19 protein-coding genes and 2 tRNA genes are annotated in these 20039 nt (G+C 52.3%); 15 read left to right on the top strand and 6 right to left on the bottom strand.

The annotated features are described in order from the left end of the window. Positions 1–10 precede the first annotated feature (10 nt). On the bottom strand, positions 11–1501 hold the full coding sequence (locus ACTHPM_RS14830) for a sensor histidine kinase (RefSeq protein ID WP_440395601.1): 1491 nt from the start codon (positions 1499–1501) through the stop codon (positions 11–13). 32 nt (positions 1502–1533) lie between these two features. Beyond that, positions 1534–2373, bottom strand: a complete 840-nt coding sequence (locus ACTHPM_RS14825; protein ID WP_440395602.1) for an AraC family transcriptional regulator — start codon at positions 2371–2373, stop codon at positions 1534–1536. Positions 2374–2526: 153 nt separating this feature from the next. Here ACTHPM_RS14825 and ACTHPM_RS14820 point away from each other — a divergent pair, with 153 nt between their 5' ends. The 5 genes from ACTHPM_RS14820 to ACTHPM_RS14800 all read left to right on the top strand — a co-directional run bounded on the left by ACTHPM_RS14820 (position 2527) and on the right by ACTHPM_RS14800 (position 7703). After that, complete coding sequence (locus tag ACTHPM_RS14820) at positions 2527–4038, top strand: sulfatase family protein (RefSeq protein ID WP_440395603.1); 1512 nt, start codon at positions 2527–2529, stop codon at positions 4036–4038. 237 nt (positions 4039–4275) lie between these two features. Next, positions 4276–4866, top strand: a complete 591-nt coding sequence (locus ACTHPM_RS14815; protein ID WP_440396233.1) for a YkoP family protein — start codon at positions 4276–4278, stop codon at positions 4864–4866. Then, a complete protein-coding gene (locus ACTHPM_RS14810; RefSeq protein WP_440395604.1) occupies positions 4863–5654 on the top strand; it encodes a polysaccharide deacetylase family protein in 792 nt (263 codons plus the stop codon). Before ACTHPM_RS14815 ends, ACTHPM_RS14810 begins: the two co-directional genes overlap by 4 nt. 164 nt (positions 5655–5818) lie before the next feature. After that, a complete protein-coding gene (locus ACTHPM_RS14805; protein ID WP_440395605.1) occupies positions 5819–6319 on the top strand; it encodes a helix-turn-helix domain-containing protein in 501 nt (166 codons plus the stop codon). Positions 6320–6380: 61 nt separating this feature from the next. Then, positions 6381–7703: an MFS transporter gene (locus ACTHPM_RS14800; protein WP_440395606.1), complete on the top strand. Its 1323-nt coding sequence runs from the start codon at positions 6381–6383 to the stop codon at positions 7701–7703. A 51-nt stretch (positions 7704–7754) separates the two neighbouring features. On the opposite strand, the gene ACTHPM_RS14795 is transcribed toward ACTHPM_RS14800, so the two are convergent. Beyond that, entirely contained in the window at positions 7755–8135 is a 381-nt protein-coding gene (locus ACTHPM_RS14795) for a hypothetical protein (RefSeq protein ID WP_440395607.1), read from the bottom strand. 354 nt (positions 8136–8489) lie between these two features. Between ACTHPM_RS14795 and ACTHPM_RS14790 the strand changes: the two genes are divergently transcribed. From ACTHPM_RS14790 to ACTHPM_RS14765, 6 genes are all read left to right on the top strand, one after another. Next, entirely contained in the window at positions 8490–9587 is a 1098-nt protein-coding gene (locus tag ACTHPM_RS14790; protein ID WP_440395608.1) for a DUF4367 domain-containing protein, read from the top strand. A 202-nt stretch (positions 9588–9789) separates the two neighbouring features. Then, positions 9790–11004, top strand: a complete 1215-nt coding sequence (gene alr, locus ACTHPM_RS14785; RefSeq protein ID WP_440395609.1) for an alanine racemase — start codon at positions 9790–9792, stop codon at positions 11002–11004. Positions 11005–11203: 199 nt separating this feature from the next. Then, a complete protein-coding gene (locus ACTHPM_RS14780; RefSeq protein WP_127606059.1) occupies positions 11204–11485 on the top strand; it encodes a CopG family ribbon-helix-helix protein in 282 nt (93 codons plus the stop codon). A gap of 3 nt (positions 11486–11488) precedes the next feature. After that, the gene (locus tag ACTHPM_RS14775; RefSeq protein ID WP_127606057.1) at positions 11489–11839 is read left to right on the top strand and encodes a type II toxin-antitoxin system PemK/MazF family toxin; all 351 of its coding nucleotides are present in this window, start codon (positions 11489–11491) and stop codon (positions 11837–11839) included. 199 nt (positions 11840–12038) lie between these two features. Further along, positions 12039–14231: an alpha-galactosidase gene (locus ACTHPM_RS14770; RefSeq protein WP_440395610.1), complete on the top strand. Its 2193-nt coding sequence runs from the start codon at positions 12039–12041 to the stop codon at positions 14229–14231. Between the two features lie 419 nt (positions 14232–14650). Next, positions 14651–16861, top strand: coding sequence for a Tex family protein (locus tag ACTHPM_RS14765; protein WP_440395611.1), 2211 nt, complete (start codon positions 14651–14653; stop codon positions 16859–16861). Between the two features lie 94 nt (positions 16862–16955). On the opposite strand, the gene ACTHPM_RS14760 is transcribed toward ACTHPM_RS14765, so the two are convergent. Beyond that, complete coding sequence (locus tag ACTHPM_RS14760) at positions 16956–17525, bottom strand: CGNR zinc finger domain-containing protein (protein WP_440395612.1); 570 nt, start codon at positions 17523–17525, stop codon at positions 16956–16958. Between the two features lie 222 nt (positions 17526–17747). On the opposite strand from ACTHPM_RS14760, the gene ACTHPM_RS14755 reads away from it, so the two are divergent. Then, positions 17748–18218 (top strand): DinB family protein, encoded by a 471-nt coding sequence (locus ACTHPM_RS14755; protein ID WP_440395613.1) that lies wholly within the window; start codon positions 17748–17750, stop codon positions 18216–18218. Positions 18219–18342: 124 nt separating this feature from the next. On the opposite strand, the gene cmpA is transcribed toward ACTHPM_RS14755, so the two are convergent. After that, positions 18343–18471: a cortex morphogenetic protein CmpA gene (cmpA, locus tag ACTHPM_RS14750; RefSeq protein WP_440395614.1), complete on the bottom strand. Its 129-nt coding sequence runs from the start codon at positions 18469–18471 to the stop codon at positions 18343–18345. Positions 18472–18583: 112 nt separating this feature from the next. Continuing rightward, positions 18584–18934 (bottom strand): hydrolase/acyltransferase, encoded by a 351-nt coding sequence (locus ACTHPM_RS14745; RefSeq protein WP_440395615.1) that lies wholly within the window; start codon positions 18932–18934, stop codon positions 18584–18586. A gap of 166 nt (positions 18935–19100) precedes the next feature. Here ACTHPM_RS14745 and ACTHPM_RS14740 point away from each other — a divergent pair, with 166 nt between their 5' ends. The 3 genes from ACTHPM_RS14740 (at position 19101) to ACTHPM_RS14730 (ending at position 19783) form a co-directional block, all read left to right on the top strand. Further along, positions 19101–19580, top strand: a complete 480-nt coding sequence (locus ACTHPM_RS14740; protein WP_440396234.1) for a SprT family protein — start codon at positions 19101–19103, stop codon at positions 19578–19580. A gap of 31 nt (positions 19581–19611) precedes the next feature. Continuing rightward, a tRNA-Asn gene (locus ACTHPM_RS14735) sits at positions 19612–19687 on the top strand. Positions 19688–19694: 7 nt separating this feature from the next. Then, a tRNA-Ser gene (locus ACTHPM_RS14730) sits at positions 19695–19783 on the top strand. Positions 19784–20039 lie beyond the last annotated feature (256 nt).

The raw sequence follows: 20039 nt of genomic DNA, 5'->3' as shown, positions 1-20039 counted from the left end.
TCATTCCTCCTCAGGCGGTTTGTTTTCGATAGATCGGCAGGACAATCTGGAAGGTGCTTCCGAAGCCCGGCTTGCTCTCGACGTGGATTCTTCCGTCATGGCCATGCACGATCTGCTTGGCGTAGGATAGACCGACGCCCCAGTTGCGCGTCGTATTTTTGCTTGTGACAAACGGGTCGAAGATCGCCTTCACCTGCTCCTTTTCCATGCCGCAGCCGTTGTCCGTTACGCTGATAATGTTGAAATTGCCCTCCGGATACGAATGGATCTCAATCGTGCCGTGCTTTTCCTGTGGTATGGCCTCTGCCGCATTGGTCAGAATATTGTAAATCGCCTCGGACAAATGGGCCTTGTCAGCAAGCACGGTGATTCCTTCATTCTCGAACCGGATATGGACCTCAAGCGGTCTTGATCCGGGATCGAACCGGCTCAGCACGTCGTCCATCAGCTCGTGCACGGGTACGGAACGCAGCAGCAGATGGGTGGTTTTGATGGAACGGTACAGCTGATCCAATCGCTCAAGCGTCTCGTGTACGACCGTCTCGGCCCTATCCAGGGGCTCTTTTCCGCTCCCTTGCGGGGACGGCGCATTCTGCTTCGCCTGATTCAGAAGCACCTGGATGATCAACAGCTGGTTTTTGATGCCATGCGTGAACACCTTGATGCCCATATCCGCCGTTTTCAGCTTGCGCTCCAGCAGCAGCGTTTCCTCGCCCATTTTCTTCTCAATATCGGTATAGCGCCAGATCGAGAAGAGGCTGATGCCGGATAGTACGCCCGTAATGCCGATGCCGAGATACCATTCGAACAAGGTCAGCGGCGGATTGAAGTTGGAGAAGTCCGAGTACAGCACATAGTAGGTACGCACGTCCGTGACCTGCATCGGCCCCATAAACCCGAGATAAAAATAAAACAGCACGAGCGCAAAGACGCCGTAGAGAATATGCTTGATCTGCTTCTTCAGCCACGGAATCGTGATATGGGAATAGTAGTAAAGGATGAGCGAAGTCGCATAGAGTGCCGAAACGACAAGCCAGCCGCGCGTGATGAAGCTGATGACATATGTGCTTTTCGGACTGAGCAGGCTCAGCATCGGCTTATAGATCACGGGATCGTAAAAAATAATGTTGATCAGAGGTAAAACGGCATGTAACGCCAGCACGAGAATGCGGTGCTTCATTTGGTTGTTGTAGAAGAGCGATAGGGAAAGGCCGATAAAACCGAAGATAAACAGCGATCTGCCGATCGTGATCATCCGGCTGACGCCGTCGATGCTGATCGGAGAATGAAGCAGCATGTTGCGGATCGTATCATTGAAGAAAAGAACGATATTGACGCGGTAATAGAATCCGCCGTATTTGGCAATGAACAGCACGAGCCCGGACATGCTGAGAAACCAGCCGAGCAGGATGATCAGCATCCAGTAGACGGACGGGTTACGGGCCTTGGCGATAAACATGATGATCATGGCCGACATCAGGAGGATCAGTAGAATGGTCATCTGCAGCGCTCCTTTGGAGGGGTTTATTCAAGCTAGGGTTTGTAGTAGCGGGTCGGTGCGGTTCCGAAGTAGCGGTGAAACGCCCGTGAGAACGACGGGGTATCCGAATACCCCAGGCTGAGTGCTGTCTCAAGCACGGAATGTCCCTGTCTTAGCATGAGCAGTGCTTTATCCATTTTGAGTCTCTTCAAGTAGAGGGTTGGCGTCGAGCCGACGCGTTCCGTGAACATTTTGGAAAAATAGGAGCGGTGCACCCCCACGTATGCCGCAGCATCCTGAACGGTAATATCTTCGGTATAGTGGGTATCCATGAAATTCTTGCTGTCCTCGATCCATTGGTCCGGTTTGGTCGGGATGCCCTTCTCCGGCTCCGCGGGCAGCAGCTGGCTGAGAAGCCGGTGTAGCAGGATGGAGCGGTTTAGCCTGTCAGCAGCGGAATTGCCGGGTCCGGAATGCAGCAGCTGCTCGAAGGTGAGCAGGAACTCCCTCGTCACTTTTTGGCGGGCAAAAGGCAGGGAGGCGCAAAGCGGGATGGAACCGAGAATGAACTCAGCCTGCTTGCCTTGAAAAGCGATCCAGCCCATGCGCAGCTTGTCCGGACACGGATGGATGCGGTAGGTGTAGGTGCGTTCGGGAAACAGGCAGAATGCATCGCCTTTTTGGAGAACGGCCGTCTGATGCCCATCATGCAGCTTTATGGCTCCTGACTTTACAAAATGCAAACTGTAATAGGCAACCATGCGCGGGCCGGCGTGATAATCCGGCTTTGCCTCGTTCATGCCCGCATGGAGAGGCCAAATTCCTCCGCATTTCTCAAACTCATCCGGATTGAATTGGGTAACGTGGTAATACTCCGAGGCCCGTTCCAGCAAGGATTGTATCCCCTTTCATTGTACATGAATTTCCCTGAATTGTATCATAAATACTGACAAAATGTTAAGGTTTTGCGACTGGCTGTCATTGTGGTTGGAACCTTATGGCCGCTAAGATTAGGATAAAAGAACTTAGCAAAGGATGATCATGAGATGGCCAAGCCCAACATTTTGCTGATTACAAGCGACCAACAGCATTGGAATACAATCGGTGCTTTCAATCCGGAAATATCGACGCCGCATCTGGACCGGATGGTGAGGGAAGGTACGACGTTCAGCAGAGCTTACTGTCCGAACCCGACCTGTACGCCATCGCGCTCCTCCATCATTACCGGCAAGTACCCGAGCCAGCATGGGGCATGGACCCTTGGCACCAAGCTTCCTGAAGAAGAAACGACGGTGGGGGAATTGCTCCAGAAGGAAGGCTACCGGACGGCGCTGGTGGGTAAAGCGCATTTTCAGCCTGTATTTACGCAGGAGCCCTATACATCGCTGGAGGGGCGGGATAAACTTCACGACTTCGCGTTTTGGCGGGAATTTAACGGCCCCTTTTATGGCTTTGAACATATCGAACTGCTGCGCAACCATACCAATGAATATTTGGTCGGCCAGCATTACGCGCTGTGGATGGAAGAGAAGGGCTGTGCGAATTGGCGCGACTATTACTCCGCTCCGACCGGCACGATGGATGAATCTGTACCATTTTCCTGGCCGATTCCCGAGAAGTTCCATTACAACACATGGATTGCCGAGCGTTCCAATGAACTGATGGAGGAATACAGCGGCAAGGATGAGCCGTTCATGCTGTGGGCCAGCTTCCCGGATCCGCATCCGCCTTACCTGGTTCCCGAGCCATGGGCAAGCATGTACGACCCGGAGCAGCTGACGTTGCCGCGGGCCGTGCCGGGCGAGCATGAGCATAATCCGCCGCATTTTCAGATGACGCAAGAGGCTGCTCCCGATTTTTCGTCCTATAAGGAGACCGGTTACGGCATTCATGGCTATCATACCCATCTCGGAATGACGGAAGAGGAGCACCGGAAGGCAGTGGCAACCTACTACGGCATGGTCAGCTATATGGATGACGCCATCGGCAGCATCCTGAACAAGCTGGATGCGCTTGGCATCGCAGACCATACGATCGTCGTGTTCACAACGGACCACGGTCATTTATTCGGACAGCACGGCATGATGCATAAGGGTGGATTCCATTACGAGGATTTGCTGCGGCTTCCTTTTATCGTGAGATATCCGGGGCATACTCCTGCGGGCGCGGTGAGTGGATCGATCCAGTCCCTCGTCGATTTGGCGCCGACCTTTTTGCATTTCGCGGGCGGGGCTGTGCCGCATGCCATGACGGGGATGGATCAGTCCGCCGTCTGGCTCGATCCGGAAAAGGCCGTCCGCGATCACGCGATATGCGAATTCCGTCATGAACCTACCACCATCCATCAGAAAACCTACGTCGGCCAGCGATACAAAATAACGGTCTATTACAACCAGACTTACGGCGAGCTCTTTGATCTGGAAGAAGACCCGCAGGAAATTCATAACTTATGGAACGATGAGGCCTACCAATCTTTGAAAATGGAGCTGCTGATGAAATACATTTGGGCAGAGCTCGGGAAAGAGTCCATGCCCATGCCGCGCGTCTCCCATGCATAACCGACTAAATCACAGTTAAAATGCCGCCTTCCGATTTCGGGAGGGCGGCATTTTCGTGCGGAAAAGGGAATTAAGAAATTCGTAAGAAAGAAGAAAGGGAAACGATAGGTTCATTTCTTACAATGTTGGCATGGAAGAGCGGTTCTCGAGCGTCTAACTAATAGACAGAAGTCCTGTTAAGCATAGGTCTTCTGCTGAAGACCAAATTCGAATAGAAAGATGTGACCAACATTGAATATGATATCTTCCGTTTCAAAAGCAAGTGCACAGTCGGTATGGATGGCCTGGGAGTCCGTATTTGACCAGATTACGAAACTGCGGAGCGCCTCGGTCCGGAAATACGGCATTTGTAAACTGGTGCTCCGGCGCCATCATGGAAAAAGCCTGGAGTGTCAAGACGGACATTCGATCCACGATGGCGACTGGATCGGGGAGCTGCATCTGGATAACCGTCAGGTGCTTAAGCTCTCCAAGGAGATTGGTCCCGACCGGGCTGCGCTCATGACCGCCCGCATGCTGCGGCGTTCCATGAAACAGATCAGTCTGGCTCTTCAAACGGAGGCTCAGCTGATGGAAGTCAAGGCACTGACAGGCATCACGCTTCTCCACCGGGGAATCATCCATGGGCTCGGCTTTGAGCTGCATCCGCTGGAATCCAAAGGATTTCGGGTGTTCTCCACGTATTACCTGCGGCTGCTGATGAGAGTTCTGCATCCGGTCGGCCGGGAGCGCACGAAGCAAAATACGGCTAAGCTGGTTCCGAGGATGCTCTTGATGACACGGGAGTCCTTGATGGAGCGGTATTCCGATAAGGAAAATACGGCATGATCCTGCTCATCAACAAGCTGCTGCTGCTGTTCGTTCTCGTCTACATGCTCATTCCCTTGGCTATCACGCGGATCGGCGGAATCGGCGTGACGCTGCGCGGCCGAACCGGGCGGAAGGTCGCGTTTACGTTCGACGACGGTCCCGACCCGGTGTATACGCCACGTCTGCTGGACCTGTTGAAGCGCAAAGGAATTAAAGCGACCTTCTTTGTTCTGGGCAGCAAGGCGGAAAGGCATCCCGAAATCATTAAGCGGATGCATGAAGAGGGTCATCTGATCGGCATTCATAACTATAAGCATCTTCCCAACTGGCTGATGAGCCCCCGGCGTATCCGGAGCCGGCATGTGAACCGGACTGCGGATATCATCGAGCGGATTACGAACGAGCGCCCGGTCTTCTACCGGCCGCCGTGGGGCATGCTGAACCTCGGTGACCTGTTCTTGCTTCGGAAGAATTTCCGCATTGTGCTGTGGTCGGTTATGGGCCATGATTGGGTAAAGGACCCAGGTTTGGAGCCCCTAAAGGAACGCATACTGAACCAGCTGGAGCCCGGAGCTATTATCCTGCTGCATGACAGCGGCGATACCATGGGAGCGGAGCGGGATGCGCCGGAGCTGATGCTAGAAAACCTCGAAGGAATTCTGGATGATGCGCGTCTGCAAGGCTATGAATGCATGAGGGTGGACGATCTGCTGTACAGAAGAAGGCAACCGCGAAGCTTGAGGAAAAGTCCATGCCCATATGAACAGGATCAGGAAGCTAATGCGACGTACCAAGGTACAATCTGATGAATGATTCAGGTTGTACCTTTTTATTTTGCCTATTTACAATTGGTAAAATACGGGTTATGATAAGGCCAGTTCATCGATCTAAATTATTAGATCGATTAATAAAAATAGAATGAACAATGATTATAGAACGGGATGACTCAAAGAATAGGGGGAGATTTCGAGTGGGAAACGAACCAAGCCAATCGATTGAAATTTCGGTGGAACAGGCTAAACTTCTGGGCAGCGCCCAGCGCATCAAGATTATCGGGGCTTTGGCAGATAATGCCAAAACCTCCAAGCAGGTGGCCGTGGAGCTGGGAGAATCGCCGGGCAGTACTCACTATCATATTCAGAAGCTGTACGACGGAGGCTTGATCGATTTGGTGGAGACGCGGACCGTCGGCGGCATCGTGGAGAAATACTATAAGGCCAAGGCGAAGTGGTTTGATACGCACGGGAAGCATCTGATCGATCCGGTTCTCGCGGATGATTACAAATCGGCTTCCAGTACGAGAATCAGCTTGAGATTGCAGCTTTCCCCAGAGGAGCGGGAGCAGATGACAAGCGAATTCAAGGCGCTGCTGGAGAAATGGGTAGCGATCTCATCCGGGTCCAAAGCGAAGAACAGTCAGGAATATGCCGTCGGCATCAACCTGGTTTCAACGAAAACGTCAAAATCATAACGGAACCCCGGTTCCTGTTCAAACGAGCATCACCATCACATCAGAATGGACGTGTGAAGAGATGGAGATTTTTAAGAATCGTAATTTCACGCTGCTCTTTATCGGACGGATCCTGACGAATATCGGCGACAGCCTGTATGCCGTTGCGGCGATGTGGCTGGTCTACAGCTTGGGCGGCTCGACGTTATATACCGGCATAGCCGGTTTTCTCTCGATCCTGCCCCGGATTATTCAGTTGTTCTCAGGCCCCATGATCGACAGGATTCCGCTGCGTGGACTTTTGGTTTACACCCAGTTGTTTCAGGCCTTGCTCCTGCTGGTCATTCCTGTCGCACACTACTTTCATTTTCTAACGGTCGGACTCGTGCTGGCGATCACTCCGATCTTAACGACATTGAATATGTGGTTTTATCCCGCCCAAATGTCCGCGCTTCCCAAAATTCTCGACAAGAATCAGCTGACGCAGGGCAACTCCCTGTTTTCCATTGCCTATCAAGGCATCGACGTTGCTTGCAACGCGATATCAGGCGCGCTAATCGTTCTGCTCGGCGCGGTCTCGCTTTACTTATGGAACTCGCTCGGATTTTTTATCGGCGCTATTTTATTTATGCAGCTCCGGATAAAGTCATCCCATAGTTCTCATAACAACGATACAACAACATCGAAGAAAGAGAACCTTAAATCCAAACGCCAAAGCTCTTTTACAAGTTATGTCATGGATATAAAGGAGGGCCTGAGGCTGATCTTTGCCACGCCGCTATCCCGCATTCAATTGGGCATTATCGTGGTCAATGCGGCAGGAGGGGCTACCTTCACGGTGATGCCTGCCTTTGCGAACAGCCTTGGAGGCGCGGGCGTGTACGGGATTTTGCTGATGGCCCAAGCCTCTGGAAGCCTGCTGGGTGCGGTGCTCGCACCTTATATGAAACTGGAACGGGTCCGACTCGGAACTATTTTCGCCGCAGCGTTCAGTTTGTCGGGTACGGCCTGGTGCCTGAGCATTTTCGGCCATTGGACCTGGCTGGTCATCCTGGTGTACGGATTGGCCTGGTTCCCCGGCGGCGTCACCAATGTCTTGATCAATACGGTGATCCAGAAAGGGGTACCGCAGCGGAATATGGGCACCGTATTCGCGGCCGCATCAAGCATCAGCAGCATTGCAATGCCGCTTGGGAGCCTGCTCGGCGGCTCTCTGGGCCTGATCGTCAGCAGCTCAGCCGTTATCGCGTGCGCCGGCGTGGCAGTTCTTGGCGTAGGCGTGTATTGGTTGCTGGATCCCGTCACGCGGAAGCTGCCGCCAACCAATGAAATAGATGAATCCTGGTTTGCACCGGCGAAGCGAAAGGAATCCGATGGGGGAGTTCAAAATAAAGTTAGTTTCTGATTCCGCGAATGACACATTCAAGCCTAGCTCAGTAACCGAAGAAGATCCGAGTTATTCCTGATTTATTACTTCTTGATCAATTAACTGTTTTAAATCATTGGATACAATGATTATGTCTTGGATTTTAAAATGATCCTCAGGGACATGATGGACTAATAGCATTTGTCCATTCCCTAAAGTGATCAGAGAATAGGATTTGAAATCCGCTCTAAAATCATTAATCTCCTTAAGTTTATCAAACAACTCTTTTGTAGCTTCTTCCTTAAGATGGTTTGAAAACAGAGATTGAAAAACTTCATATTCGTCTAAAGAAATGGATCTTTTTAAATCCATTGTTATCTCATTCGGCTCGGATTTATTATCTTTTGAACAAGCTGCAGTGATCAAGAGTAGAGTTGTTATGAGTAAAAACTTTATTTGTTTACTTTTCACGAATTCAACCCCTATCTATTTATAATTTCTAGATGGCATCCATAATTGTCTGAACCAATAACGTCCGGAAGCTGCAATTCGTTACGGCTGCAAACCAGGGAATTTACCTGACGATAATCCAATCGTAACACCCTAAGCGCTGACTTTATAGAATCCGCTTTACAGAACATCTGGTCGACAATAAGACTGTTAAGAAAGCTGTTTCGGCTGTTTTTTTGAATACGGTTGGCTTTGAAGCACGATACTGTGCTTGTATAGCCGGCTCCGGCTTGTCAGGCTAGTCTGCATAATGTGAACAAGTCCCTCATAGACATGTATCAATCAGTTAAAACATGTGCTAAAGGGGATGATGTCATGCGCCGGATGTCATGGGTTCTCGCCATGATCTTGTGCGTCACCGTCGTATTTGCCGGGTGCGGCAAAAAGGACGCTGCTTCCGTAGTCAAAGGTTTGAATAATGTTGCCGACACACTGCAAAGCAAGGAAGGGTCCTATAAAGGGACGGGGAAGATGACGCTCTATACGGGTGAGAAGCCGCAGGAATACAACGTTGAAGTCTGGTACCAAAACCCCGCCTATTACCGGATCAGCCTCACGAATGCCCAGAAGGATGTCACGCAAATCGTACTCAAGAACGACGACGGCGTGTTCGTGCTTACGCCAAGCCTGAACAAGAGCTTCCGCTTTAAAAGCGATTGGCCCGAAAATCAGGGACAGGTTTATCTGTACCAAACGCTGGTGCAAGGAATCCTGAGCGACAACACCCGCCAGTTTGCCACGGATAAGGACAGCTATGTGTTTGATGTCGCGGCCAACTATCACAGCCAATCCCTGGTACGGCAAAAAATTTGGCTGAACAAGGACAATTACGCGCCTAAACAGGTGCAGGTATCAGATGGCGAGGCGCATGTGATGGTCGAAGTGAAATTCACCGAGTTTAAGTTCGATGCCAAGTTCGATAAGGACTCCTTCGATATGAAGCGCAACATGACCGCGCTGGATGATCCGACCCTGGGGACGGTCATGCAGGTGGATGAGAACGGAAATCCGATTTCCGCAGATGAGCCGCAAGCGGAAGGCAGCACAGCCGCTGCCCAGAAAGAGCTCGGCGACTTCGGCATGATCACGCCGACCTATATGCCGGAAGGCGTGGAGGCCAAAGATACGAATAAAATGGAGGATAGTGCCAACCACACGGCGATCCTCCGTTATGACGGCACCTATCAATACACCATCATGGAATCGCGCTCGCAGGATATGGCGGTATCCGCGCTGGTATCCGGGCAGGTCGTGGATCTCGGATTCACGTCGGCCCTCCTGACTGAGGATGGTCAAAGAACGCTGACCTGGATGAACGAAGACGGCATCGAGTTCCGGATTACAAGCGCCAACCTGCCTCTTGACGAAATGACGAAAATTGCCGTGTCTTTACAGGAACAAACGGGTAAATAATACGAAGTAGGCGGATTCCCGAGTTGTTAGAGCTGATTCCTCTACAATGAAGGCCTCCGCCTATTTGTCCATCTGACGCTGTGGTACGGTAAACGGGCCTCAATCCGGCCAGCCGTGGTTCATTGACAGTGGCCTTCTCGAACATTACGATTAATGAGCAAGCAAGCGTGGTGTTATAACGTAAGAGAAGGTGACTGCACAGATGCAAGTTCAATATAGAGCTACACAAGCGGAAATAAATCTGGATCATTTGCGTGCCAATTATGACGCGTTCCGGCGTGCGCTTCCGGTAGAGATGCGGCTGCTCGCCTGCGTCAAAGCGGATGCTTACGGGCATGGTGCCGTCGAAGTGGCGCGCGAGCTGGAGAAGGCGGGCGCTGACTATTTAAGCGTGGCTTTTCTGGATGAAGCCATTCAGCTTCGCCAGGCGGGCATTCAAACGCCCGTGCTCGTGCTTGGATATACGCCGCCCGAAGGGATACAGGCAGCTTGGGAGCATCAGGTTACCGTGACGCTGTTCAGTCCGGAGGTGCTTGAAGCCATCCGTGCGCTTCCGGAAGAGAGCTTGAATCGCCCTTTGAAGGTGCACATCAAGATCGACAGCGGGATGGGCAGATTGGGGCTTCTCCCAGGCGAAGCCGCCGTTTCGTTCATTGAGAAGGCTATGGCATTGCCTCAGGCTGAGGTCGAAGGCATGTTTACCCATTTTTCCAAAGCGGATGAAGAGGATAAAAGCTATACACTGGAGCAATACCGGCGTTTTACAAGCGTAGTGGTCGCTCTGAAAGAAAGAGGCACAAGCCTCCCGATTATACATACGGGAAACAGTGCCGCCGCGATTGATACTCCGGAGCTGTCCTTCAACATGGTTCGCATCGGAATCAGTTTATACGGACTCTACCCTTCGGATGAAGTCAACCGGCAAAAGGTGGCGCTGACCCCGGTATTGACGCTGAAGACAAAGGTTGCATATGTTAAAACGCTACCGCCTCATTGGGGCGTCAGTTATGGCGCCAGGTATGTGACGGATACGGAGGAAATCATTGCCACGCTCCCGATCGGTTATGCGGATGGGTATTCCCGGATGCTGAGCGGCAAGGCGGAGGTATTGATCCGCGGCCGCCGCGTCCCTGTCGTCGGAACGATATGCATGGACCAGTGTATGGTTACGCTGCAATCTTTTGCTGAAGAAGCGGAAGAAATTCAAGCCGGCGAAGAGGTTGTACTCATCGGACAGCAGTCTGGCGCTAGCATTTCGGCAGATGAGCTGGCTTCCTGGCTGGGTACCATTCACTATGAAGTAATCTGCATGATAGCAAGCCGGATCCCGCGTTTCTACATACGGAACGGGGCTCCCTATACCTTGATTAATCCCTTGCTCGATCCTGTGGACTATACGGGACGACACCTTTTATAAGAGGAAGAAGGAATAACTTGCATGCATCTCGAATATACAATTGTGACGAGATGGTCTGTACGGAAATGCCGAGTGTAGTTTATAATGAAATGCAGCATACCTGATATACCTTCGGCATATATATTCCTTTGTATAAATTTCCTTGAATAAAGTTATACTGGTGCACAAGGGTGTGAAGGTTGTGGGGGTGGAAGAAAAGGTGGCTAATATGCAGAATACCAAGAGAATTATGATCAGCTTGCCGGATCATCTTTTGCAGGAAGTGGATGGCATCGTTGCTATGGAGAATTCCAACCGCAGTGAACTCATCAGGCAGGCCATGAAGCTGTATTTGCTTGAACGGAAGAAACGCTATATCCGGGAATCGATGCAGCGGGGTTATATGGAAATGGCCAAAATCAATTTGACCATGGCGTCTGAAGCGTTTCATGCGGAGGAAGATGCAGACAGCACTCTAGGCCGCTTAGTGAGCGGGGTGTAAACATTGATCGTAAAACGCGGCGACGTTTTTTTTGCGGATCTTTCACCCGTTGTCGGTTCTGAACAAGGTGGAGTGAGACCGGTGCTGATCATTCAGAATGATATCGGCAACCGCTTTAGCCCTACGGTGATCGTAGCGGCTATTACGGCCCAGATTCAAAAAGCGAAACTGCCGACGCATGTGGAAATTGATGCGGCTTCGCATGGTTTTGACAGGGACTCTGTAATATTGCTGGAGCAAATCCGCACCATTGATAAGCAGAGGCTGACCGACAAAATTACCCACCTTGACGAAGAAACGATGAAAAAGGTGGATGATTCCCTGCAGATCAGTCTTAGCTTGATCGACTTTTAACCATGACGTGCCATAAGGAAAGGCGTGCCCAAGGGGCGCGCCTTTTTTATATCCTTAATAACCACTGCGTCGAACAGGTCACATAAATCCATTGTATCCGGTGCTTGTTCCATGTACTTTTAGAGTATTCAAATAAAGAGCGGACAAGGCCGCAAGATCAAGCCAAGCAAGCATTCCGCTCGAGCACACGGAGGGATCTATGGGTATTCATTTCGATTCGCAGCAGCAGTTGTTTCATCTGCAAACCAAAGGGACAAGCTATGTATTTCAGATTCTTCCTTCCGGCTATGCAGCTCATTTGTACTATGGCAAACGGCTGCGTGCCAGTGATCTCAGCTGGCTGTTCGTCACGAAGGAGCGCTGCTCGTTCAGTCCGAACCCTATTCCGGAGGATCGCAGCATATCTCTGGATACGCTTCCACAGGAGCTGCCGGTTTACGGAACAAGTGATTACCGCACGCCCTTGCTGCAGGCAAAGCTAGTCGACGGCACGACCATAACGGAATTCAAGTACGTTTCGCACCGGACGGAACAGGGCAAACCTTCTCTGGCGGGCCTTCCGGCAGTTTATGCTGAGCGGGAAAGCGAAGCCGAAACCCTCGTGCTGACTATGCAGGATTCTGCAGCCGGGCTTCAAGTGGAGTTGATCTATAGTGTACTGGAGGATTATGACGCTATCACGCGCTCGATGCGCATCGTGAATGATAGCGACGCCAATGTGGAGCTGCTGAGAGCACTGAGCGCCAGCGTCGATTTTCCGCATATGGATTACGAATGGCTGCAGCTGTCCGGAGCCTGGACCCGGGAAAGGGAGGTCGTGCGCAGACCGCTCGCCTATGGCATGCAGGCCGTAGAGAGCCGCCGCGGCTCCAGCAGCCATCAGCAAAATCCGTTCGCCGCGTTATTGTCACCTGGAGCGGACGAGGATCACGGTGACGTCTACGGCTTCAGCCTCGTATACAGCGGCAGCTTCCTCGCGCAGGCCGAGGTGGATCAATTCCGGACGACGCGGCTGTCGATCGGCATCAATCCGTTTGATTTTACCTGGCTGCTTGAGAGCGGCCAGAGCTTTCAAACGCCGGAAACGGTGATGGTATATTCGGCGGAAGGGCTTGGCGGGATGTCCCGCATTTATCATAAGCTCTACCGCGAGCGGCTCGCGCGGGGACAGTTCCGCGACAAGGAGCGTCCGGTCCTCGTGAATAACTGGGAAGCGACGTATTTCAACTTTAACGCAGACAAAATCGAACATATCGCGAAGGCGGGGCAGGAGCTCGGTATCGAGCTGTTCGTGCTGGACGACGGCTGGTTCGGGCACCGGGACCGTGACGATTCTTCGCTCGGCGACTGGAAGGTAGACATGAACAAGCTGCCTGACGGCTTGGACGACCTTGTGCAGCGCGTGAATCGCATGGGCATGCAGTTCGGGTTGTGGTTTGAACCCGAGATGGTATCGCCGGACAGCGATCTGTACCGGAAGCATCCGGACTGGTGCCTGCATGTTCCCGGCCGCCGCCGCACCGAAGGCAGGCAGCAGCTGATTCTGGATTATTCGCGGCAGGATGTCAGGGACGAGATCGTCCGCATGATCAGCGACGTACTCGGCAGCGCGCCGATTACGTATGTGAAGTGGGACATGAACCGAAACATGACGGAGATCGGCTCAGCCTTGCTGCCGCCGCAGCGGCAGCGGGAAACGGCGCACCGTTACATGCTCGGGTTATACGAAGTCATGGAGCGGATCACGTCGTCCTTTCCGCATATTTTGTTCGAAAGCTGCTCCGGAGGCGGAGGACGCTTCGATCCGGGAATGCTGTATTACATGCCTCAAACGTGGACGAGCGATAACACGGATGCAGTTGCCCGCCTCCGAATCCAGTATGGCACAAGCCTTGTCTATCCCGTTAGCTCCATGGGCTCGCACGTATCTGCGGTTCCGAACCATCAGGTTCAGCGCGTGACGTCGCTGGATATGCGCGGACTGGTAGCCATGTCGGGCAACTTCGGATATGAACTCGACTTGACTCGCTTTAACGACGAGGAGAAGGAGCAGGTCAAGGCGCAGGTTGCTTTGTATAAGGAAATTCGCGGACTGGTGCAGTTTGGTCTTCACTACCGGCTCCTGAGCCCGTTTGAAGGAAACGAGACCGCATGGATGTTCGTGGCAGAGGACGGAGAGGAGGCAGTGGTGTTCTATTTCCGCGTACTGTCGGAATCCAACGCGCCGCTAAGCCGATTGAAGCTGAAGGGGCTGGATCCGGACGCGGACTACGAGATTCTGGGCCAGGAGGGGTTATACAGCGGAGATGCCTTGATGTACGCAGGTGTTTCTGTAGGGGAAGACAGAGGGGATTTTCACGGCGAGCTGATCCGGCTCAAGAAAGCGAAGTGAGAAAACTTCTTGAACAGACATGTAAACGATAGTAAAATACAAGCCTTGCCCCGGATATTCCGGTGCAGGGCTTTTTTTGGCGCGATCGCTGATTTTGCCTGGCCCTCGTCAGGGTAAAATCGCACATGGAAGAAGCTTCTGCCATCATTGTTTGCCTCTTCCAAAGATGCCCGCTGGAAATGTAGGCAAAAGTTTGTGATAATATACAAGAACCGAGCTTCGCTTTTTAGAATAATATCTAAAATTTGCTTGGTCTTCAACTTGAACTCCGCAAACTCGGACAAACCTAAAGCGGAGATAGGATTTTTACATGACGAATATGAATTGAATGGACTGCGCTAATAATCGAACGTTATATACCTGACTTTGCAATTTTCACGCATAACAAGCGACTGATACGGGGAAAAGAGGGACTTAAGATGACAGAAAAGGTTATGGAAATGAATTCGGAAGAGCAGAAGGCCAAGGAGCAGGAACGCATTATACAGCAAACGGCGAAGGAACTGCAGCTTTCGCTGAAGCAGATCCGCACGACGGTGGAACTGCTGGATGAAGGCAACACGATTCCTTTTATCGCGCGTTACCGCAAGGAAATGACCGGGGAACTGGATGAAAATCAGCTGCGTGACATTGAGGAACGTGTAGGCTACCTGCGGAACCTGGAGGAACGCAAACGTGAAGTCATCCGCATCATCGATGAGCAGGGCAAGCTGACGGGAGAGCTGAAGTCTTCCATCGAGAAAGCGGTCAAGCTGCAGGAAGTGGAGGATTTGTACCGCCCTTACCGCCAAAAGCGGAAAACCCGCGCCAGCGTCGCCAAGGAAAAGGGGTTAGAGCCGCTCGCAAACTGGATTATGGAGCAGCCGAAGCAGGGAGACCTCAAGCAGGAGGCAGCCCGGTATATCGATGCCGAAAAGGGCGTCGAAAGCACGGAGGACGCTATTGCCGGAGCAATGGACATTTTGGCGGAGAACATGGCGGATGACGCGACGATTCGTTCATGGGTGCGGCGTTACACGATGGATCACGCGATGCTGACTTCAGAAGCGAAGGATGCGGAGCAGGAATCGGTGTACGAGAACTATTACAACTACAGGGAACTTGCCAAAAAAATGCCGCCTCACCGGATTTTGGCCATTAACCGGGGTGAGCGTGAAAACATCCTGAAGGTCGGTCTCGAAGTGACCTCCGATCCGATTCACAATTTCATGGCACGCCAAGTGGTAAAAGGGACCTCCACCGTGCAGGCCGTGCTAACCGCCGTTATTGAAGATGCGTACAAGCGCCTGATCGCGCCGTCCATTGAACGGGAAATACGCGCGGAGCTGACGGAAAAGGGCGAAAATCAGGCCATTTCCATCTTCTCGGGCAACCTGCGCAGCCTGCTGCTGCAGCCGCCGGTCAAAGGAAGATGCGTGCTGGGCGTTGACCCCGCTTACCGTACGGGCTGTAAGCTGGCCGTCGTGGACGATACCGGCAAGCTGCTGGAGGTGGCCGTCACGTATCCGACGCCGCCGAACAACAAACGAAGAGAAGCGGCCGAGAAGTTCCGCGAGCTGATCACGAAGTACGGCATTCAGCTGATCGTTATCGGCAACGGTACGGCTTCCCGCGAGACCGAGCAGTTCGTGGCGGAAGTGATTGGCGATATGAGCGACCTTCATCTTGCCTACCTGATCGTCAACGAAGCCGGAGCGAGTGTGTACTCGGCTTCCAAGCTTGCACAGGAAGAATTCCCCGAGCTGGACGTTGCGGAGCGCAGCGCGGTTTCGATTGCCCGCCGGGTGCAGGATCCGTTGGCGGAGCTGGTTAAGATCGAGCCGAAGGCGATTGGCGTCGGGCAATACCAGCATGACGTCTCGCAAAAGCATCTGGATGAGAGCCTCAAGGCGGTCGTGGAGTCGGCTGTTAACCACGTCGGCGTAGATGTGAATACGGCATCGCCTTCGCTGCTGTCCTATGTGGCGGGTATAAACGCGACCCTTGCCAAAAATATCGTGAAATACCGCGATTCGAACGGAAAATTCAGCAGCCGCAAGCAGCTGCAAAGCGTACCGCGCCTTGGCGCCAAAACATACGAGCAGTGCATCGGCTTTATGCGTATTTCCGAAGGGGATAATCCGCTGGACCGCACGCCGATTCACCCGGAATCCTACGCTGTCGTTGACCGTCTGTTCAAGGAACTCGGTATCGGCATGGACAAGCTGGGCTCGCAGGAGCTGTCGGATCTGCTGGCACAGCAGTCCGTGGAGCAGCTGGCCGAAGCGCTTGAGGTCGGGGTGCCGACGCTGCGCGACATTCTGGAAAGCCTTCAGCGCCCGGGCCGTGACCCGCGCGAAGAGCTTCCATTGCCTATTTTCCGGACGGATGTCCTCAAGATTGAGGATCTGATGCCAGGCATGGAGCTTCAAGGAACGGTTCGCAACGTAATCGATTTCGGCGCATTCGTGGATATCGGCATCAAGAGCGACGGACTGGTCCACATATCCCAGCTAAGCGAAGGTTATGTGAAGCATCCGATGGACGTCGTATCCGTCGGGGACAATGTGACGGTATGGGTCCTGAATGTAGACTTGAAAAAGGGACGCGTCGGCCTGACGATGCGTCAACCGAAAGATCAGCAGATGTAAATAAGCAAAAATAAACAAGCCCCTTTCAAAAAACGAATCGAGGGGGGCTTGTTCAAGCATGTGCGGTTCTATGCATTTAATGGTCTAGCGCTGTTTATTCGGGATCGCTGGGAGAGGAGACAGACTGCTTCTTTTTGGCCCGGAAACGCCGGACCTTCATCAGATTTCCGCACATTTTATCATCGCAATACCGCTTTGAGCGGTTGCGCGTGTCGTCATAATATACCCACAGGCAGTCCGGATTGTCGCAAATGCGGAATCTGGATGGCTCGCCATGCACGATCGCAGACGCAAAGGAGGCTGAAATTTCGGCCATCACTTGCGTCCAATTGGCGTGGGCCGGAGAATATTGAAGCTGTATCCCAGGGGCGTGGGACAGAGAGAGCTGGCGATTGACCGGAGCTTTTCCCATCCACGCGTTGAGCTGCTCGATCTGATTCGTCATCAGTTCCCTGCCGGAAGTGATATGCAGCACCAGATCATGCAGGAAGGAACGAAGCTGTTTGAGCTCGCTTACCTCTTGCTCGCCGGGAAGCTCCGCCGCTGTCACTCCGTCCTGTTCCATGAACCAGCGGAGCCATTGCTCCTGATCCAGACGGTCCTCGGAGCGTCCGCTGCCCCGCCAATCATGCCAATCACTATTTATAAAATCATCCCATAGCATTGCAGGTCATCCTTTCTATAAGAGCATTGTAGCAAATCCTGAATCGTATTTCCCATGATTTGCCGGCCTTCGGGAGGAGGATCTCTTGATCTCTTGCAGGTGAAAAAAACGAGGTACAATTGCTCATTAATTTTCTTGTATTTGGAAATTGGGTGTGTTAATTTGTTTGTAACGATCATTGGGCAATTATGGTGGTTACATTTCTAATGGGAGGCGACAGGCATGAAAGTCCGGAATCTTTTGCTGCAATATTGGGATTTTAGCATGGATCAAGAGGATTGGTATCCGCCGCTTGCTGATGTTTTAAAGGAGGTTACGCTCGAGCAGGCGCTATGGAAGCCGGAGAAGGGTGCGGCTAACAGCATTTGGGAAAATGTTCAGCACCTGCTGTATTTCAAGGAGCGTCTTCTACGGCGGCTCACAGACCCGTCTTACCAGCCGGAAGAGATCGGCAACGATGACACATTCCGTATTCCTGAAGCTAGCGAGTGGGCATGGAGAGAGGTCAAGGACAGGCTTGCAGAGATGCACGCATCGCTCCATGAGAAGCTTGAACAGCTGCCGGAGGACGAGGTGGACGAGAAGCCGCAGCGCTTCATGAGCCTGATCACCCATGACGCCTACCATACTGGTCAAATCGTTCTTTTGAGCAAGCTGCAGGGCTCATGGCCGGCGAAGAGAAGTTTTTTATAAGGGAAGTGCCTCGCGAGAAACCGACCGATAACATTAGACGGATGACCATATAGGCAAAAAGAAGCCGGACCTCGGGTCCGGCTTTACTTATTCAAACATTATTCTATGGACTTGAACATCTCGCTTATGAATGATCCGAGCCTTCGCCCGCCGAATGCCGGTAAAAGAACCAGCAATCGTTCAGCAGCTTGATCTGGCGTCTGTCCTTTTTGCGAAAGGCGCGTGTCAGTTGATTGCAGAGCCATTGCGGCAAGGGTATCTCCTCCTCTAGCTAAACCGTCTGTATGGGATAGCATATGGGAAAGAGGCCCGGAGCGTGCAGGTCTACATGGTGCTGCGTGAGAAGAAAAAGGCATTCATGAAGGTTAGACCGCTTCTTCTTCGTACCACTGCTCCAGCTGCGCCTGCAGGGCCCGGATTTCCGTGAGCAGGGAGATCAGAGGATAATTCGTCTCGTTCAAGGAAGCGAAGGACCGTTCCAATTCGTTAATATAATCGAGACCACCCATGATTGCGTGGTCCTCTTGAAGAAGCTCGAGAGCGTCGCATTCGGCGACCGCGAGCGGCAGATCCGGTGTTCCCGCAGCCGTCAGCTTACTGACCTCCTTGTGGAGTCTAAGGTTCAGCGCGCTGAGCTGATAGGCATAATCGGCAGGCATTTCCACGTATTGAAGCTGATTTTGGAGCTGCAAAATAACGTAACGCATATTTGGCATGATGTTCGGTTCCCCCTCCATACTTACTGCTTGATATCGGTGCAAATAATCCTTTACTTGACAGTGTAGCTTAGTAAGAAGTTAAAATTCAAGTAGCATTACAGCGGATTCAGCCGTAAGGAAGCAGGAAAGAGGAAAGGAAGTAGGGGAAACGGTTATGCCAGACATGAGCAATGATGAGCTGCAGGCTTGGGTTGAGAACATATCGCTGAATAGCTTCGGCGTTCCATTCCGGCATCAGGCAACCTTTAATGGGAGGCTTTCCTCGACGGGAGGCCGGTATTTCACGAAAAGTCATGATATCGAAATCAATCCTCATCAGCTGAGGGAGAACGGCAGGGAAGAGGTAGAAAAGATCATTAAGCACGAGCTCTGCCACTATCACCTGCATCTGGCCGGAAGAGGGTACAAGCATCGCGACCAGGATTTCAGGCAGCTGCTGCAGCATGTCGGCGGGAGCCGGTTTTGCAGCACGCTGCAGAGCCGCGGCAGCAGAAAGGTGCAGCCGTACCGTTATGTGCTGGTATGTAAGGATTGCGGGATGAAGTATATGCGCAAACGGAAGGTGGATACACGTCGTTTCCGGTGCGGAAAATGCAGGGGAAAGCTTCGCCAGCAGACTCTTGACTCCCCACAGGAATCATGATAAATTATTGATTGTTACCATTTGTAAACGTTCCCTGATAGCTCAGTTGGTAGAGCACTCGACTGTTAATCGAGTTGTCACAGGTTCGAGTCCTGTTCGGGGAGCCATTTCTTTGGAGAGATACCCAAGTGGCTATAAGGGGACCCTCTGCTAAGGGGTTAGACTGCGTAAGCGGTGCGAGGGTTCGAATCCCTCTCTCTCCGTTTAAGGAATCACAACGTAAAAGCTCCCACCGCGAAAGCGGCCGGGAGCTTTTTTGTGCAAAGGGATGAGGACCCTCGAAAGAGGGTTCGTCGGAGCATAAGCATCGGTAGGAACAGCATCGCAGTCCCGACCGAAGGGAGGGTACCCCGACTCTCTCCGTTCGAGTTACATCAAGAAGAAGCTCCCACCGCGAAAGCGGCCGGGAGCTTTTTTGTGCAAAGGGATGAGGACCCTCGAAAGAGGGTTCGTCGGAGC

Source organism: Paenibacillus sp. SAFN-054 (assembly GCF_051966755.1).
GTDB lineage: Bacteria > Bacillota > Bacilli > Paenibacillales > Paenibacillaceae > Paenibacillus_AQ.
Note: the sequence above shows the minus strand (reverse complement) of the source record. Positions and strands in the feature narration are given on the sequence as shown.

Bases quoted from the DNA above. Each gene is read 5' to 3' on its own strand.
- ACTHPM_RS14830 (WP_440395601.1), bottom strand. From the start codon at position 1,501: ATGACCATTCTACTGATCCTCCTGATGTCGGCCATGATCATCATGTTT.
- ACTHPM_RS14820 (WP_440395603.1), top strand. From the start codon at position 2,527: ATGGCCAAGCCCAACATTTTGCTGATTACAAGCGACCAACAGCATTGG.
- ACTHPM_RS14815 (WP_440396233.1), top strand. From the start codon at position 4,276: ATGATATCTTCCGTTTCAAAAGCAAGTGCACAGTCGGTATGGATGGCC.
- ACTHPM_RS14810 (WP_440395604.1), top strand. From the start codon at position 4,863: ATGATCCTGCTCATCAACAAGCTGCTGCTGCTGTTCGTTCTCGTCTAC.
- ACTHPM_RS14800 (WP_440395606.1), top strand. From the start codon at position 6,381: ATGGAGATTTTTAAGAATCGTAATTTCACGCTGCTCTTTATCGGACGG.
- ACTHPM_RS14790 (WP_440395608.1), top strand. From the start codon at position 8,490: ATGCGCCGGATGTCATGGGTTCTCGCCATGATCTTGTGCGTCACCGTC.
- alr (WP_440395609.1), top strand. From the start codon at position 9,790: ATGCAAGTTCAATATAGAGCTACACAAGCGGAAATAAATCTGGATCAT.
- ACTHPM_RS14770 (WP_440395610.1), top strand. From the start codon at position 12,039: ATGGGTATTCATTTCGATTCGCAGCAGCAGTTGTTTCATCTGCAAACC.
- ACTHPM_RS14765 (WP_440395611.1), top strand. From the start codon at position 14,651: ATGACAGAAAAGGTTATGGAAATGAATTCGGAAGAGCAGAAGGCCAAG.
- ACTHPM_RS14760 (WP_440395612.1), bottom strand. From the start codon at position 17,525: ATGCTATGGGATGATTTTATAAATAGTGATTGGCATGATTGGCGGGGC.
- ACTHPM_RS14755 (WP_440395613.1), top strand. From the start codon at position 17,748: ATGAAAGTCCGGAATCTTTTGCTGCAATATTGGGATTTTAGCATGGAT.
- ACTHPM_RS14745 (WP_440395615.1), bottom strand. From the start codon at position 18,934: ATGCCAAATATGCGTTACGTTATTTTGCAGCTCCAAAATCAGCTTCAA.
- ACTHPM_RS14740 (WP_440396234.1), top strand. From the start codon at position 19,101: ATGAGCAATGATGAGCTGCAGGCTTGGGTTGAGAACATATCGCTGAAT.